The sequence below is a fragment of the Devosia psychrophila genome (genome assembly GCF_000971275.1).
Classification (GTDB): Bacteria; Pseudomonadota; Alphaproteobacteria; order Rhizobiales; family Devosiaceae; genus Devosia; species Devosia psychrophila.
This window is the reverse complement of sequence record NZ_LAPV01000148.1, coordinates 1-15,074: the sequence shown is the minus strand read 5'-3', so window position 1 is coordinate 15,074 and position 15,074 is coordinate 1. Positions and strand designations below refer to the sequence as shown.

Sequence of the window (15,074 nt, the reverse complement as noted above, 5' to 3'; positions counted from 1 at the left end):
CATTTCGAGCACGAACACCGGCACCGCCAGAGCGGAGCCGATCCAAAACCGTCTCGTCATGTCCACGAGTTCGGGACTTGGCGCTGAATCGGCTGACGGCATCTCGGGCTCGAGAGCCATGCCACATATCGGACACGATCCCGGCGCGTCCCGGCGGATTTCCGGATGCATCGGGCAGGTCCAGATGGTGCCGGCCGGCGCTTCGGCGGGCTTCGGGTCGGCAGCAATCACATAACTCTCGGGGTTCACCATGAACTTGGAAAGGCATCCTTTCGAGCAAAAGTAGTAGGTCTTGCCGCCGAAGGTGGCCTTGTGTTCGGCCTTCGACGGATTCACCGACATGCCGCAAACAGGGTCCTTAACCATAAGATCTTCAGCTACGGCCTTAGAAGCACCGTCTTGATCATGGTGATGAGGCGAGTGGTGATGGGCACGATCGTCGCGCGTGTTTTGAGCGGACATGATGATCTCCTGTGTTCTAAGTGTGCACCCTCCCACGGCGGCAAGGTCAATAGCGCTTTTGAAGAAAGAGCCGGCGAGCAGGGAGGCGGATGATTTCATGCCAGACCTTCTCGCTATCCCGTGAGTAGAAACCCTCTGAAATGGGCCGCATTGAGCGGGTTGATCCCCGGCGGCATGGGCGTGGCGCCGATCATCTCATTGGTCGCTCATTGCGGCGTGTTGATCCTTGTCTTTATGCTGTGGCGTTCTGACCACCTTCAAGCGCCCCCGATCAATGTCATTGAGGTGCAACTCGTTGCACCGCGCCCGGCGGCGACGCCGGTGACACCAATGGATGAGCCGGTTCCGAACGCCGAGCCAAGGATGTCGCCAGAGGACATGGCGGCAGCGTCAACCGCAACTCCGGCACCCCCGCCGTCGCCAGATTCTGCCCCTGCAACGCCAACGGCTGCTGCGACTCCGATGGAGCCTGCCGCACCGGCAATGCTGGAGGCGACCGAATTCTACGCGTCCGACTTGTTGCGGCGGCCAGAGAACGCGCAAGTTCGCGAGACACTGCCCCTGCTCGCACCCGATGAGCGGATCGTCCAGCTGTGCAATATCGAAGCTCTCGAGCAAATCAGGATAGCCAATGCCGGCCGTTTTCCCGACTCCCTCGACACGTCGGCCTTCGAGGAAACCGAAATCTCGAACGGCAAGCTATCGGCACCGCTCGGCGCCTATCGCGCGGCTCGCAAGTGGTTCTACGTTACCTTCGAGTGCACGCCGGGACCCGACCTGGAGAGCGTGGTTGAGTTCACTTTCGACCTGGGCGACGAGGTACCCCGAGAGCTCTGGGAAGAGCATGAACTGATCCCCGAGGACTTCGACGACGATTAGGTTCAGCGGCCGAGATACAAACTGCTAACGTCTCCGCGCCTATGTTTGCCGATAAGCGAACCGCGGGTTTTCCGTTCCCATTCGACTTCTCCAGGCCGTTTCAATCGTGGTCATCGCCTTGGTGTTGAACGGATGTAGCCAGTTCATGGGCGACGACCGGGCCAACGTGCCTCTCAGTGGGGAGGTAGGTTCCATTCGATGACCTCAACAAGCCACGATTGCTGACGATTTGACAGAGGGATCGGAAGGCCGACCCCTCCGATTTGTCACGCAGTTGCGGGAAGGTTCTGCGTTGCCGCCTCGATTTCCATGAAGGTAGGTCTCACCTCGCTCATGAGGGATTTTCGGGCGAACTCGACGGCCATGACAGGGGGTTGTCCTGATATGTGGGCGATCAGGCCGGCCTTGAGGGACAGGAAGTATTTTGACTCGGCCTCGTAGATGTTGCGGAGGGACTGACCCATCGGCGCGAAAAAGCCGTAGGCTACGAACACGCCAAAGAAGGTTCCCACAAGGGCTCCGCCGATCATGTGCCCCAGGACCTCGGGTGGCTCGCTTATGGACCCCATCGTCTTGATGACCCCGAGGACCGCCGCGACGATGCCCAGCGCCGGTGTCCCGTCCGCCAATGATTGGATGGCGTGGATAAGCCTTTCCTGCTCTTGGTGATGGGTTTCCAATTCCTCGTCCATGAGCGCTTCCATCTCGTGGACATTGTTTGAGCCCAACGTCACCATCCGCATGTAGTCGCACACGAATTCCACAGCGTGGTGGTTCTTTGCGAAACTCGGGAAAGCATTGAAGAGCGTCGAGACCTTGGGGTTCTCGATGTGCTGCTCGAGTGCCAGTACGCCCTTGGACTGCACCAGCTTGTACATGGCATACTGCATGCCGAGCAGTTCGACGAAGTCGGCTTTGCTGTATCGAGGTCCCCTGAGCATGATGCCGAACGTGCCGATGGTGCCGGTCAATATTGGCTTCGTGTTGCCGATGATGAAGGCGCCCGCGGCCGCACCGAGGATGATGACGAATTCGAACGGCTGCCAGAGTACGACGATGTTGCCACCGAGAGCCATGTAGCCGCCGAACACGCATACCAGCACGGTAAGGCTTCCGATGATCAACCGCATGACGCCCCCCAAGGTGGCTGGCCGTTGGCCCGGACGGCGCGACCGGTGATGGAACCGCAGGGGCTGCGGCGGATGGTCTGATTGCGCAGGGACGAGCGCGCGCTCGTCACCCCTGATGGGGTGAAGACTGATGATTTCATGATGGAACGACCCGAAGTGGCCGCCTTTCGAGGCGGCGGAATGACAGGGTAAGGAGAGCGTAGACCGCTCGGCCTTGCTGGTCAGGCCTTGGGTGGCTGGTCCGGCGCTCGGGTCAAGTCAAAGGGTATTCCGGCATTTTCGGAACCGGACTGTTCCAAACCTGCCCACAGCGGCACAGCGCTCGGTGCGACCTGCAGATCGAGGATCGCATGGGAGTGGTCGTGCGGCGACGAGTTTCGATGGAGGTGAGACGCTCCGGTAACCCCATTCGTCGTATGGATGTGTTCCACTACGATCACCGCCCGGCTCTTTGGGGAGCTTTGCAAGCCGTGTGAAGGAGCGAGCATAACTAGGACAATCGCCAGTACGGAGATGAGCAGGGGCAGGGAATCGCGGCGAGGCGCATACCGGGTCATAAGCGGATGGTCGCATTCCGATGGTTAACGAAGTCTGTCGGCTCAAGTCGCAACATGGCGATCTTCTTCCAAGCATCCCATTATCGCCGGATTCATCGGTAGAATACAGATGCTCGGCGATGGGGTCGTCCACGAAGTCGAAAGGATCATGGTGGCCATCAAACTCGATCTTAGACTTCTATTCGTCGCGTTCGCTGCGATCGCGCTGATGCTTGCACTGCATCAGCCGAGCGCTGCCGCCCAGTATCCCGAACTTGCAACCGCGACGATCCATGTCGATGCGCACCACGCAGATTGCGCCGCTGATCACCCCATGCACTCCGTAAGTTGCTGCTCGATGTCGGTCGGCTTGGCGGCACCGATCTGCACGGCGGCCACGGAAGGCTATAGCTGTCCGGTTCATGGAGTCGTGGATCGTTTCGACCCGACGATCTTCAACATTCCATCCAAGCTCTACCGTCCTCCGCGCGCGATCTGACGCCGATGACAAAGTGGCCGCCCAAGGTGGCCCCGGAGTCTCGTCACCGCAGGCGCTTGCCTGCTTCAGATCGAAACCGAAGCATTGGATTGAACCATGAAGAGAAGAGATTTCCTTCGGCTGCTGCCCATAGGCGCCGCGGCCACGCTACCCATGATGCAGAGCGCCCGGGCCCAATCGCTCTGGGACATGATGAACCAGAGCCCGTCGCTGAGCGACGCCGAGCGCGAAGCCAATAGCGCTGCCGCCATCCAGGCCATCGATACGGTCGAGCCCATCCTCAGTTACGACACCGTCAACAACCTGCAGATGGCGATCGCCCAGTATGAGCCGTTCGTGGCTCACGGCGGATGGGAGCAGGTGCCGCAGGAGACATACGGGGTGACCATGGGCGCTTCGCGCGATGGCGTAGTCCAGCTCAAGCGTCGCCTGCTCGCCTCGGTCGACATGCCTATGGTCGAAAACGTGGACCAGGCATTCGATGCACCGACCGATGCGGCCCTGCGCCGATTCCAGGCGCGCCATGGCCTGCAGGTCAATGGCCAGGTCGATGAGGCCACGTGGTACGCGCTCAACGTGCCGGCGGAGACCAGGCTGCACCAACTCAGGCTCAACCTGTTGCGGGTACAGGCCATGGCGCCGGCACTTGCGGACCGCTACGTCGTCGTCAATATCCCGGCAGCCTTTATCGAAACGGTAGAGGGCGGCACGGTCCAACGCCGGCACACGGCAGTGGTTGGCCGCATCGACCGGCAGACGCCCATCCTCAAGAGCCGCATCCATCAGATCAATTTCAACCCGTTCTGGAACGTGCCGGTATCCATCATCCGCCGGGATCTCATCAAGTACATGAACGAGAACCCGAATTATCTCACCGAGCAGCGGATACGGATCTACGACGGTAGTGGCCAAGAGCGGCTGTCCACTGACATCAACTGGCAGACCGAGGAAGCGGTCAACTACAGCTTCCGCCAAGACCCGGGGCCGCAGAATTCCATGGGGAACGTGAAGATCAACTTCAACAACCCCCACGCTGTTTATCTGCACGACACTCCGACCAAGGGGCTGTTCGGCGAGAATGCGCGCTTCTATTCGTCCGGCTGCGTCCGTGTCGATCAGGTGCAAGATTTCGTCGCTTGGGTGTTGCGCGACAATGGTGACTGGGGGCAAGGCGAGATCGCCGGCGTCTTCGCAACGGGCGAGCGCAAGGACGTCGATGTGCGCAATCCCGTCGAGCTACACACCACCTACATCTCAGCTTGGGCGAACAGGAATGGGGTGGTCAGCTTCCGTGACGACGTCTACGAGCTCGACATGGCCGGCAAGGTGAGTTTTGAGACATGACGAGTTCGGCCAAACTGACGTTTGCGGTGGCGGGACTCGGCTGCCCCGGCTGCGTGCCGGCCATTGAGAACGCCGTTATGCGTCTGCCAGGCATACTCTATGTTGGGGTTTCCCTGAGCGGCGGGACCATGACAATAACCCCGGGTCCAGATTTCGAAAGGGAACGAGTGATCACTGCTTTAGCTGGTTTGGGCTACGACGTCGATGGCACGCGAACGGATCCCCTTGGTGGCGCTGTGAGTTGCCCATGCCGGGAACGAGACAGTGACCAGCGCTAACAGCCACCTGTGTCTCAACACGGTCGCCTGAAATTGGCCCAAAGCAGGATTTGGATGGATGCGCATAATATGTGCAATGGAACTTCGGGGGCTTAGGAGCTTAAGGCGTCCGCTTCCGCCATCGCGTTTCCAGAAGCTGCCTTTTAGCAATCCAACCCAATTGTAAGCAGTCGGCAAGCGACCCCAATTGGTTGACAAACTCCACTAACACTTTAGCCTTGCTCAGTGACCTATGCAGCCCGCCGCTCGCGCCCATATGGGAATGGTGAATGCATAAAGTCCAGGTTTGACCCGCAATTTTTGGGCAGGCCGTCAGCAATGCGAGCGCTGATTTTTTCTACTGCCCAGAGAAGGATCGAACCCATGCATAGTTTCATGGACGCAAAGCTCATTACTGCGGCAGGCCTCGGCCGAGCGCAACATCGAGATTGCTCATAGTGACAGCCTCGAACTGATTGCCTGGCAATTTGGCATGGCCAACTGGAACATGTTGAGCGCCAAAATCGAGCGTGCAAGTCCCGGCTTTGACACGCTACCGGACGGCTGGTTCAAGGCAGGCAAAAGCCCCAGCTCTACGACACCGGCATCGATCAGGAGAATGGCTCGACCGTTCTCATCGCTGCCAAGCCAGAACTGCTGCACGAAATCCGAGGCGATGACTTCTGCGCCGTGATGCAGAGCGTCGACGCAGAGCCATTCAAGGGCAAACGGATTCGACTCGCCGGTGAATTGAGGACCGGGAATGCTGGCACTGGCGCCACCATCTGGTTCCGGGTCGATGGTGCCAGCGGGACGCTTATGTTTGACAACCTTGAGCTGCGCCGACCCGAAGGGCCCTTGGTCGGAACACAGAGCTGGAGTGAGAGATCGGTGGTGTCCGACATAACAGCTGACGCGATCAGCCTGCACTATGGCTTCTTCCTGAAGGGCGCAGGTAAGTGCTGGTCGCGCAGGTTCAGCCTGAACGAGGTCGATACCAGCGTGCCAACCAATAGCCGCAAAGGGCCGGTGCTTCCTCGCCCGACCAACCTCGACTTCGGTGAAACGACCGCGAATTGACAATGCGGAGTGCGAATTCATCGCCGCTGCTCCCACCGCGGCGTTTCGGCCGCGACAAATCGGAAGGCTGCAAGTCCATTTCGTTGACTTGATCACCCGGAGAGGAAACTGCGTGACGTTTGATCTGGCCCTGATTGCCCCACCGCTGAGAGCTATTCTCTCCAACTATCTCAAGACCGCTAAACTGGTGCTGTTTGCGGTGCTCGCGACCACGATCCTGGGAACGTTCGCCAGCATTGCGGCACCCAATCTGTTCTCTCGTCTGATCGATCAGCTCAGCCCTGCGTCGGTGCCCACCGGCCTCATCTGGGCATTTATGGCCTACGCAGCGCTGATGGGCGCCGCCTACACGCTGCAGCGCATGTCGAGCTTTCTGACGTTCCTGACGTCGGAGAGGCTCAACTTTGTTACCTCGACTTCGTTCTTCGCCAAGCTGGTTGAAAAGACGTCGTCCTTCTTCCTCGACCATAACCCGGCCGAGATCGAAAGCGCCCAGCAGAAGGGCGCTAGCGCCCTCAATGTCGTCGTGCAATTTGCCTTAGCGGGTGTGCTCCCCAGCATAGCCCAACTCATCCTCGCGCTGGGTCTGCTCGGAACCGTGCTCAGTCTCGACATAGCGCTTATCGTCCTTGGCTATGGCGTAATCTCTATTGCGCTTGTGACGCGGGCGGCGACGATAACCCGGCCCCATCTGGACAAGGCTGTGGAGCAATCTCAGGCCAGCTCGCGCTTTATCGGCAATGCCATTTCCTCAATGGATACCCTGCGCCAATTCCAGTCTGACCGCTGGATGATCGGCAAGTTCACCGACCGGGAGCGCACGGTTCTTGAAGCCTTCAGCCGGTATGCAACGACCCAGGTGCGCTAAGCCTCATCTTTGGCCTCGCGCTCGCCGCGCAATTCGCCATCACTCTGTGGCTGCTGGTCCCTCGCGTAATCAGCGGTGACTTAACGGTGGGCGATCTGGTCCTGTTCAACACGCTCGTCCTTCAGCTTAACTTGCCGTTCCAGATGATGGGCCAGGCAATCCAGCAATTCGCCCAATCCTTATTCAAACTTCCTGCCATTCGCCCGCATGTGGCAGGCGGAGACCCATGACCATCGCGAAACTTCAGAGCCCCAATTACACGCCGACGTGCTGTCGAAACCAAATGTGTCAGCATGTTCTGAGTTATTGACATCATAATCCAGGTATGATGACTATTTGCGTACGTTTCTGTCGACATAATACGCACAAGCGTGCTGACGGATCGCATCTCAAGGAGGAACCAATGCGTTTCAGAAAAGCTCTGCTGCCGCTCGCTGTCATCGCGTCGCTCGCGTCGGGTGCGGCCCATGCCCAGGTCAATGTCATGCTGCCCGCCAATCCCGGCGGCGGCTGGGACGGCACGGGCCGTCAGGCCTTCCAGGCCCTCAATGACGCCGGCATTTTTACCGAAGGCGTGAACTTCACCAATACCGGCGGGGCCGGGGGCACGATCGGTCTCGCCGAATTCCAGGGCGCCCAGACCGGCAAGGCCGATGCGCTGGCGGTATTCGGTGCCATCACCGTTGGCTCGATCATCCTCAATAGCTCACCGATCAATCTGGCTGACTTCCGCCCCGTAGCGCGTTTGACGGCTGAGTATCTGGTCATCGCGGTTGCCGAAAACTCGCCATACACAACCCTTGAAGAACTTGTTGCCGGCCTCAAGGCCGATACCGGCGCCAATGCCATCGGCGGCGGTTCTGCTGGTGGCGTCGATCACATCGCTCTGGCTTTGCTGGCGCAGGCCGCAGACATTCCGGTTGTCGATCTTAACTATATCCCCCAGGCCAGCGGCGCTGAAACCGTCACCGGCGTCGTCAACGGCACGCTGGCTGCCGGCATTTCGGGCATTTCCGAATTCCAGCAGTTCGCCGATCAGGGCCGCATCCGCATTCTCGGCGTCACCGCTGCCGAGCGCAAGGAAGGCCTGGACGTCCCGACGTTCAAGGAAGCCGGCTACGATGTCGAAGTCGCCAACTGGCGCGGCATTCTGGGTGCCCCCGGCATGCCAGATGATAACTACGCCGTCTGGGTGGATCGTTTCGCCCAGCTCAATGACAGTCCAGCATGGACCACTGTTCTTAAAACCCAGGGCTGGGACCAGTTCTTCCTGCCTGGCGCAGAATTTGGCACCTTCATCGCCGATGAAAATGCCCGCATCGGCGCCATCCTGAAGGATGCGGGCCTTGCCCAATAATCTCCATGACGTGCCGGTAACGGCGCAGGCGGGAGGCGGCGGCATTGCCGCCCCCCGTCCCTTCTGGCTGGCGGCCATCGTCATTGCGCTGGGCTGCGTGTGCCTTTATGCGGCCTTTGGCCTGCCCCAGGGCGCCCGCTATGCCGGCATCGGCCCCGGCCTGTTCGTCACCGTCGCCGGTGCTGGCCTTGTCGTTTTAGGTCTGATCCTGATGGTGCAGATCGCGCGTGGCGAGCGGTTCCAAGCCCAGGACGCCGAAGACGCGTCCGGCTCTGAAAAATCCGACTGGCCCGCCTTCTTCACGGCCCTGGCCGCAGCCCTGGTGCCGGTGCTGACCATGCAGGCCATCGGCCTGCCGATCACCGCCATGTTGTCCTTCACGCTGGTGGCGCGATCGTTCGGCTCGCGCAAAACCCTGATGGACCTTGTTTATGGCGCCATTGTCGGGGTGGTTGCCTGGGTTCTGTTCACCCGGCTTGGCTTGCAACTGGGCGGTTTTCTGCCGATCGCGGGGTTCTGAATGCAAACCTTTTCGCTTCTGATGGATGGGTTCGGCGTCGCGCTGCAGCCCATGAACCTGTTCTATGCTCTGCTGGGCTCCATTCTGGGCACCGCTATCGGCATTTTGCCCGGCATCGGGCCGGCGCTGACCATCGCGCTGTTGCTCCCCGTAACCATCACCGTCGCCCCCACTTCGGCCTTCATCATGTTTGCCGGCGTTCTATATGGCGCCATGTATGGCGGTTCCACCACATCGATCCTGATCAACACGCCCGGGGAAGCCGGCTCGATGATGACCGCGCTCGAGGGCAACAAGATGGCCCGCTCCGGCCGCGGCGCCGCAGCGCTCGCCACCGCCGCTATCGGCTCGTTTGTCGCCGGCACCATCGCTACTATTCTGTTGACCTTTGCCGCCCCGGCTGTCGCCGAGATTGCCTTTTATTTCCGTCCCGCCGATTATTTCGCACTGACCGTTCTCGCCTTCACCTCGATGGCTGTGGTCATGGGCACCTCGCGCGTCCGCGGTTTCATTGCCTTGTTCATTGGCCTGGCGCTGGGCACGATTGGCATCGACGAAATGAGCGGCCAGCCGCGCCTGACTTTCGGCGTCTCGGCGCTGCTCGACGGCATGGAACTGACCGTCGTTCTGGTGTCGCTCTTTGCTGTTGGTGAAATCCTCTATGTCGCCAGCCGCTACCGCTCCAATTCGGATGCGCTGATTCCGATCAAGGGTCAGGCCTGGATGACCAAGGAGGATTGGAAACGCTCCTGGAAACCCTGGCTGCGCGGCACCGCGCTTGGCTTCCCGATGGGCGCTTTGCCCGCCGGCGGCTCTGAAATTCCCACCATGCTGTCCTATACGCTGGAGCGAAAACTCTCCAAGCACCCCGAGGAATTCGGCCATGGCGCCATCGAAGGCGTCGCGGGTCCGGAGGCGGCCAACAACGCCGCCGCAGCGGGTATTCTGATTCCGCTGCTGACGTTGGGCCTGCCCACGTCGGCCACCGCCGCCGTGCTGCTCGCCGCCTTCCAGAATTATGGCCTGCAGCCGGGTCCATTCCTGTTCACCTCCAACCCGCAACTGGTCTGGGGCCTCATCGCCTCGCTCTATGTGGGCAACGTCATGCTGCTGGTACTAAATTTGCCGCTGGCCGGCATCTGGGTGAAGCTGCTCGCCATTCCCCGCCCTCAACTGTATGCCGGCATTCTGGTGTTCGCCACCATCGGCATCTGGGGCGTGTCAGGTTCAGTGGTCGATCTGCTTTGCATGGTGGTCATTGGCCTCGCCGGTTACGTCATGCGCGTTTACGACTTCCCCATCGCCCCGGTCCTGATCGGGCTCATTCTCGGCCCCATGGCGGAGGTGCAATTGCGCACCGCGCTTGCTGCCGGGCAGGGCAATCCCGCCGTTCTTGTCAGCACGCCGCTCTCGGCCATCCTGCTCACCATCGCGATGCTGTTCCTGCTGGTGCCCATCCTGCTCAAGCGCCTCAAAGCCTCGGCCTGACGCCTCCGGTCACGCCCTATTCCTTGAAGTTTCAAGAAAGTCTTTCTGCAAATGAACAAATACACCATCCAGGTTCATCCCTCCGCCGCCAATCTGCCGCGCGAGCAGCAACTGGCTTGGCATATTGCCAGCTTTGCCGCCCATTGCGGCCCGCTCGATGCCGATGTGCTCGACATGATCGCCTGTCGCATTGTCGATAACGCCAGCGTCGGCCTAGCTGCCATCAATCGCGCACCCGTCGCCGCTGCCCGCGCCATGGCGCTGGCCCATCCGCGCAAAAAGGGCGCCAGCCTTTACGGCCTGCCCGCCACCACCCGCGTCGATGCCGAATGGGCCGCCTGGGCCAATGCCACCGCCGTGCGCGAACTCGATTTCCATGACACGTTCCTCGCTGCCGACTATTCCCATCCCGGCGACGCCATCTCCCCGATGATTGCCGTTGCCCAGCAAATGGGGCTAGATGGCACGGCGCTGGCACGCGGCATCGCGGTCAGCTATGAGGTGCATGTGGCGCTGGTCAAAGCCATCTCTTTGCACAAATACAAAAAGGACCATGTCGCCCATCTTTGCCCCGCGACCACCGCCGGCATCGGCGCCATGCTTGGACTGCCAGCGGAAACCATTTTCCAGGCGGTCAATCAGGCCGTGCACCTGTCGTTCTCCACCCGCCAGTCGCGCAAGGGCGAGATCAGTTCCTGGAAAGCCTATGTCCCCGGCTTTTCCGGCAAGCTCGCCATTGAGTGCATCGACCGCGCCATGCGCGGCGAAGCCTCGCCTTCCCCGATCTATGAGGGCGAGGAATCGGTGCTTGCGTGGATGCTGGGCGGCGCCGAAAGCCGCTACGATGTCTATCTGCCCGCCAATGGCGAAAGCCCGCGCGGCATTCTGGAAACCTATACCAAGGCGCACTCGGCCGAATACCAAGCGCAGGCCCTGATCGATATGGCCATCGCCCTGTCAAGCCAGATCGACGATTTGTCCCAGGTCAAGGATATCCTGCTCGAAACCAGCCATCACACCCATAATGTCATCGGCACCGGCGCCAACGATCCGCAAAAAAGCGATCCCGAAGCCAGCCGCGAAACCCTCGATCATTCGATCATGTACATTCTGGCCGTGGCGCTGGAAGACGGCAAATGGCACCACGTCGATAGCTACACCCGCGACCGCGCCCGTACCCCATCCACCATTGCCCTTTGGCATAAGGTGCGCACCATCGAGGACGTCGACTGGACCCGTCGTTACCTCGATCCCAATCCCGACAATCGCGCTTTTGGCGGCAAACTCATCATCACCATGAACGATGGCCGCACCATTGTGGGTGAACGCGCCGTGGCCGATGCCCATCCCAATGGCACCCATCCCTGGGCCTGGCCCGATTACGCCGCCAAGTTCGAAAGCCTGACGCGCGATATGCTGGGTGAAACCGAGCGCCAGTCTTTCCTTGCCGCCGCCAAAGGTTTCTCGAGCCTTCCCACCACCGCCCTCGATGGCCTTCTGCCCAAACTCCCCTCGGGCGCCGTCAAGCCATCCCAGCCCACCGGGCAGGGCATTTTCGATCGTGGATTGGACTAGACCCATGCTTAGTCACGAGATCAACAAAGCCTTCCGCGCCCGCCTGCAACAAGGCAGCGCCGTGCTGATGCCCGGCGCTGCCAATGCGCTGGCCGCCCGTATCATCGCCGATCTGGGGTTTGAGGCGATTTACCTTTCGGGCGCCGGCCTGACCAATACCTACCTCGGCATGCCCGACCTAGGCTTTGTCAGCCTGCCGGAGATCGCCCACCATACCGCAACCATGCGGGACGCTACGGACCTGCCGATCATCGTCGATGCTGACACCGGCTTCGGCAACGCGCTCAATGTGCGCCACACCATTCGCACCCTGGAGCGCGCCGGCGCCAGCGCCGTCCAGCTCGAGGACCAGGTCAATCCCAAGCGCTGCGGCCACTTTTCTGGCAAGGATGTCGTAGAACTGGGCGAGGCTCGCAGCCGCATCAAGGCGGCAGTCGATGCGCGGCAGGACCCCAACCTGTTGATCGTTGCCCGTACCGATGCCCGCGCGACACAGGGCTTTGCCGCCGCCATCGAGCGGGCACAGGCCTTTATCGAAGACGGCGCGGACATCACCTTTGTGGAGGCCCCCGAAAGCGTCGAGGAAATCCGCAACATCCCGGCCCAGATCAAGGGCACGCCCCAACTGATCAATCTGGTCGTCGGCGGTCGCACCCCGATCATGGCGCTTGAAGAACTCGACAAAATGGGTTTTTCGCTGGTGCTTTACGCAAATGTCGCCCTGCAGGGCGCCATTTATGGCATGCAGGCCGCGCTGGGCCAGCTCAAGAGCAATGGCAGCCTCGATGAGGCCGGCCCGGTTGCCAGCTTCAAGGAGCGACAGCGGCTGGTCAACAAGCCCCTGTTCGACGAATTGGAGCGCCGCTACGCGAATTACTGAAGGGTGTCCCTATGAGTGAGCTGATCGTTCAATTCGACCACGAAACTGACATCGACGCCGAGAATACCTCGCTCGCCGACTCCTTGTTCGATCGATTGAGCGAAGCCATCGTCACCGGGGAATTTGCTGCCGGCAGCAAACTGAGCGAACCTCGGCTGGCCACCCGCTACGGCGTCAGCCGCGGCCCGCTGCGCGAAGCGATCCGCAGGCTGGAGGAGCGCAAGCTGGTGACCCGTCTGCCGCGCCAGGGCGTGCGCGTCATCGTACCCACCAGCACCATGGCGGCCGAACTGTTTCGCATCCGCGAGGTTCTTGAAGGCCTGGCGGCTCGTGAGGCCGCTCGCAATGCGACCAAGAATGAGGTGGCCGAACTGCGCGCCATGCTGGCCACCCACGCCAGGGCGCTCGCGGAGCCAAATGCCATGCTCTATTGGCAGGCTACCGCCAATTCTGATTTCCATTTCATGATTGCCCGCATCGCCCGCAGCCAGCATCTGTTCGATCTGCTGTGCGGCGAATATTATACGCTCTTCCGGCTGTTCCGGATGCGGCACCGCATTGTGCCCGGCCGTGCCCAACGTGCCCTGATCGAGCATGGGCGCATTGTCGATGCTATCGCCGATGCCGACCCGGAGCTTGCTGAACTGTTGATGCGCCGCCATGTTGCATCTGCCCGCTCCGGCCTCGAGGCGAGCGGAAACGATCAACAAGAAGACTGACGTTTTATGCGTCGCTATCGTCCGCATGATCCTACGACGACATCCTCGATCACTGCTGCTTCGCCTGGAACCGTCTCATCGAGCAGCCATGGCGCATCATGTCAATTGGATCGCGCCAATGGGCAATGGGTCAGCATCAGTGAGACTTGGTATCAGACGGTCGAGCATGGCGGTCGTCATCTTGGCGTCGCCGAAGACCTGGGGCCAGTCGGCGAAGGCCAGATTGGTGGTGATCAGCAGCGAGGTGTTTTCGTAGAGCTTGCTGATCAGGTGGAACAGCAGTTGGCCGCCGGGCTGACTGAACGGCAGATAACCCAACTCATCGATCATGATCAGGTCGTAACGCAGCAGCTTCTCGGCCAGGCGACCGCCGCGGCCGGCGGCCTTTTCCTGCTCCAGTTGATTGACCAGATCGACCAGATTGTAGAACCTTCCCCTGGCCCGGGCACGGATAACCGCCGCGGCAACGCCGATGCACAAATGGGTTTTGCCCGTTCCGGTCCCGCCGATGAAGATCGTGTTGCGCTTGGCGTCGAGGAAAGCGCCCGTCGTCAGTTCTCGCACCCGATCCTCATCGACCGGCGTGTCGGCGAAGACGAACTGGTCCAGATCCTTGAGCACCGGGAACTTAGCGGCGGCAATCCGGTAGCTGATTGAGCGGGCCTGGCGGTGAGTGTGCTCGGCCCGGATCAGGCTGGCGATGAGCGGATAAAGGTCATCGCGTCGGTCCAGGCTCTTGCCGGTGATCTCGTCGAAGCTGGCGCGTTTGACGCCGCTTGGTCGAGAGCATCTGGTGCGGGCGGTGCTGAGTGGGCTGGCGCCGTAGGCGGCCGCCCAAGCCGCAGGCGTTTGCGCGCGGACCGGGGCTATGCAAAAGGCAAATCTGGCTCCCGCTGAACAATTTCTGCGACTTTTCCGGTACGAGCCTACCAGGCTCCCTCACCTCTCCAGAAGCCCACACCAGTGTCATGCTGCTGGTGCCGCTTCCACCAGACTGTTTTCTAGTGTAGCGCCCGCCAGTTCGTGTCGAAGCATGCCCCATAGCCTTTGCTATATCGACCGCTGACCAACCTGCATTTTTAAGGTCGGCAGCACAACGATGACGAAGCGAATAAGGGCTGATGGTCAGCGGCAACTTTGCGCGCTCGGCCGCTCTCTTGATATCTGCGCGCAATGAGTCTGGGCTGCGAGAAAAAAGCAAAATGCCACCGGCCTTTTTGAACCGCGCCGGGTTTGCCGGAGGCTCCAACTCCTGAGTAAGATGGAGCATGACGAGCAAGACGACGAACAAGTTTTCGAGTGAGGTTCGCACCCGTGCAGTGCGGATGGTGCAAGAGCATGGTGGAGAGTATCCATCCCGCTGGGCGGCCGTTGTGTCGGTTGCCGGCAAGATTGGCTGCTCGGCCCATACCCTCAATGAGTGGCTCAAGAAGGCCGAGGTCGATGGCGGCCAGCGCGCCGGCGTGACCACAGATATGGC

The 15,074-nt window shown here is 60.6% G+C and carries 16 protein-coding genes and 1 pseudogene; 13 read left to right on the top strand and 4 right to left on the bottom strand.

Annotated elements, in window-relative coordinates; translation table 11 throughout:
- Positions 1 to 561: YHS domain-containing protein (locus WH91_RS16845; protein ID WP_248305826.1), on the bottom strand; the 561-nt coding region annotated here is incomplete at its 3' end.
- An 81-nt stretch (positions 562 to 642) separates the two neighbouring features.
- Between WH91_RS16845 and WH91_RS16840 the strand changes: the two genes are divergently transcribed.
- Entirely contained in the window at positions 643 to 1,341 is a 699-nt protein-coding gene (locus WH91_RS16840) for a DUF930 domain-containing protein (RefSeq protein WP_158409588.1), read from the top strand.
- Positions 1,342 to 1,607: 266 nt separating this feature from the next.
- On the opposite strand, the gene motA is transcribed toward WH91_RS16840, so the two are convergent.
- Positions 1,608 to 2,471, bottom strand: a complete 864-nt coding sequence (gene motA, locus WH91_RS16835) for a flagellar motor stator protein MotA (protein WP_046172176.1) — start codon at positions 2,469 to 2,471, stop codon at positions 1,608 to 1,610.
- 705 nt (positions 2,472 to 3,176) lie between these two features.
- Here motA and WH91_RS16830 point away from each other — a divergent pair.
- From WH91_RS16830 to WH91_RS16780, 11 genes are all read left to right on the top strand, one after another.
- Positions 3,177 to 3,506, top strand: coding sequence for a hypothetical protein (locus WH91_RS16830; protein WP_210165782.1), 330 nt, complete (start codon positions 3,177 to 3,179; stop codon positions 3,504 to 3,506).
- Positions 3,507 to 3,602: 96 nt separating this feature from the next.
- The gene (locus tag WH91_RS16825) at positions 3,603 to 4,850 is read left to right on the top strand and encodes a L,D-transpeptidase family protein (RefSeq protein ID WP_046172174.1); all 1,248 of its coding nucleotides are present in this window, start codon (positions 3,603 to 3,605) and stop codon (positions 4,848 to 4,850) included.
- Positions 4,847 to 5,128, top strand: a complete 282-nt coding sequence (locus tag WH91_RS26210; protein WP_082102235.1) for a heavy-metal-associated domain-containing protein — start codon at positions 4,847 to 4,849, stop codon at positions 5,126 to 5,128. The genes WH91_RS16825 and WH91_RS26210 overlap by 4 nt, the downstream gene beginning before the upstream one ends.
- A 340-nt stretch (positions 5,129 to 5,468) precedes the next feature.
- Positions 5,469 to 5,801 carry a glyoxalase superfamily protein gene (locus WH91_RS26205; RefSeq protein ID WP_428040662.1) on the top strand — a complete coding sequence of 111 codons (333 nt, stop codon included), beginning with the start codon at positions 5,469 to 5,471 and terminating at the stop codon, positions 5,799 to 5,801.
- A gap of 498 nt (positions 5,802 to 6,299) precedes the next feature.
- The gene (locus tag WH91_RS16810; protein ID WP_052952907.1) at positions 6,300 to 7,055 is read left to right on the top strand and encodes an ABC transporter transmembrane domain-containing protein; all 756 of its coding nucleotides are present in this window, start codon (positions 6,300 to 6,302) and stop codon (positions 7,053 to 7,055) included.
- 403 nt (positions 7,056 to 7,458) lie between these two features.
- On the top strand, positions 7,459 to 8,412 hold the full coding sequence (locus tag WH91_RS16805) for a Bug family tripartite tricarboxylate transporter substrate binding protein (RefSeq protein WP_046172172.1): 954 nt from the start codon (positions 7,459 to 7,461) through the stop codon (positions 8,410 to 8,412).
- A complete protein-coding gene (locus tag WH91_RS16800; RefSeq protein ID WP_244542490.1) occupies positions 8,402 to 8,932 on the top strand; it encodes a tripartite tricarboxylate transporter TctB family protein in 531 nt (176 codons plus the stop codon). The genes WH91_RS16805 and WH91_RS16800 overlap by 11 nt, the downstream gene beginning before the upstream one ends.
- On the top strand, positions 8,933 to 10,420 hold the full coding sequence (locus tag WH91_RS16795) for a tripartite tricarboxylate transporter permease (RefSeq protein ID WP_046172171.1): 1,488 nt from the start codon (positions 8,933 to 8,935) through the stop codon (positions 10,418 to 10,420).
- Between the two features lie 51 nt (positions 10,421 to 10,471).
- The gene (locus tag WH91_RS16790; RefSeq protein ID WP_046172170.1) at positions 10,472 to 11,995 is read left to right on the top strand and encodes an MmgE/PrpD family protein; all 1,524 of its coding nucleotides are present in this window, start codon (positions 10,472 to 10,474) and stop codon (positions 11,993 to 11,995) included.
- 4 nt (positions 11,996 to 11,999) lie between these two features.
- Positions 12,000 to 12,875, top strand: coding sequence for an isocitrate lyase/PEP mutase family protein (locus tag WH91_RS16785; protein WP_046172169.1), 876 nt, complete (start codon positions 12,000 to 12,002; stop codon positions 12,873 to 12,875).
- 11 nt (positions 12,876 to 12,886) lie between these two features.
- Positions 12,887 to 13,594 (top strand): GntR family transcriptional regulator, encoded by a 708-nt coding sequence (locus WH91_RS16780; protein ID WP_046172168.1) that lies wholly within the window; start codon positions 12,887 to 12,889, stop codon positions 13,592 to 13,594.
- A 96-nt stretch (positions 13,595 to 13,690) separates the two neighbouring features.
- On the opposite strand, the gene istB is transcribed toward WH91_RS16780, so the two are convergent.
- Both istB and WH91_RS26200 read right to left on the bottom strand, forming a co-directional pair.
- Positions 13,691 to 14,341: an IS21-like element helper ATPase IstB gene (gene istB / locus WH91_RS16775; RefSeq protein WP_046172167.1), complete on the bottom strand. Its 651-nt coding sequence runs from the start codon at positions 14,339 to 14,341 to the stop codon at positions 13,691 to 13,693.
- Between the two features lie 259 nt (positions 14,342 to 14,600).
- Positions 14,601 to 14,864 (bottom strand): annotated as a pseudogene (locus WH91_RS26200) (tyrosine-type recombinase/integrase); the annotation flags it as partial.
- Here WH91_RS26200 and WH91_RS16770 point away from each other — a divergent pair.
- Positions 14,863 to 15,074, top strand: a 212-nt coding sequence (locus WH91_RS16770; protein WP_046172166.1) for a transposase, incomplete at its 3' end; no start/stop codon positions are given. The pseudogene WH91_RS26200 and the gene WH91_RS16770 overlap by 2 nt on opposite strands.

What these genes read in the sequence shown, in the direction of transcription:
- motA (WP_046172176.1), bottom strand. Translation starts at nt 2,471, where the DNA reads ATGCGGTTGATCATCGGAAGCCTTACCGTGCTGGTATGCGTGTTCGGC.
- WH91_RS16830 (WP_210165782.1), top strand. Translation starts at nt 3,177, where the DNA reads ATGGTGGCCATCAAACTCGATCTTAGACTTCTATTCGTCGCGTTCGCT.
- WH91_RS16825 (WP_046172174.1), top strand. Translation starts at nt 3,603, where the DNA reads ATGAAGAGAAGAGATTTCCTTCGGCTGCTGCCCATAGGCGCCGCGGCC.
- WH91_RS26210 (WP_082102235.1), top strand. Translation starts at nt 4,847, where the DNA reads ATGACGAGTTCGGCCAAACTGACGTTTGCGGTGGCGGGACTCGGCTGC.
- WH91_RS16805 (WP_046172172.1), top strand. Translation starts at nt 7,459, where the DNA reads ATGCGTTTCAGAAAAGCTCTGCTGCCGCTCGCTGTCATCGCGTCGCTC.
- WH91_RS16795 (WP_046172171.1), top strand. Translation starts at nt 8,933, where the DNA reads ATGCAAACCTTTTCGCTTCTGATGGATGGGTTCGGCGTCGCGCTGCAG.
- WH91_RS16790 (WP_046172170.1), top strand. Translation starts at nt 10,472, where the DNA reads ATGAACAAATACACCATCCAGGTTCATCCCTCCGCCGCCAATCTGCCG.
- WH91_RS16785 (WP_046172169.1), top strand. Translation starts at nt 12,000, where the DNA reads ATGCTTAGTCACGAGATCAACAAAGCCTTCCGCGCCCGCCTGCAACAA.
- WH91_RS16780 (WP_046172168.1), top strand. Translation starts at nt 12,887, where the DNA reads ATGAGTGAGCTGATCGTTCAATTCGACCACGAAACTGACATCGACGCC.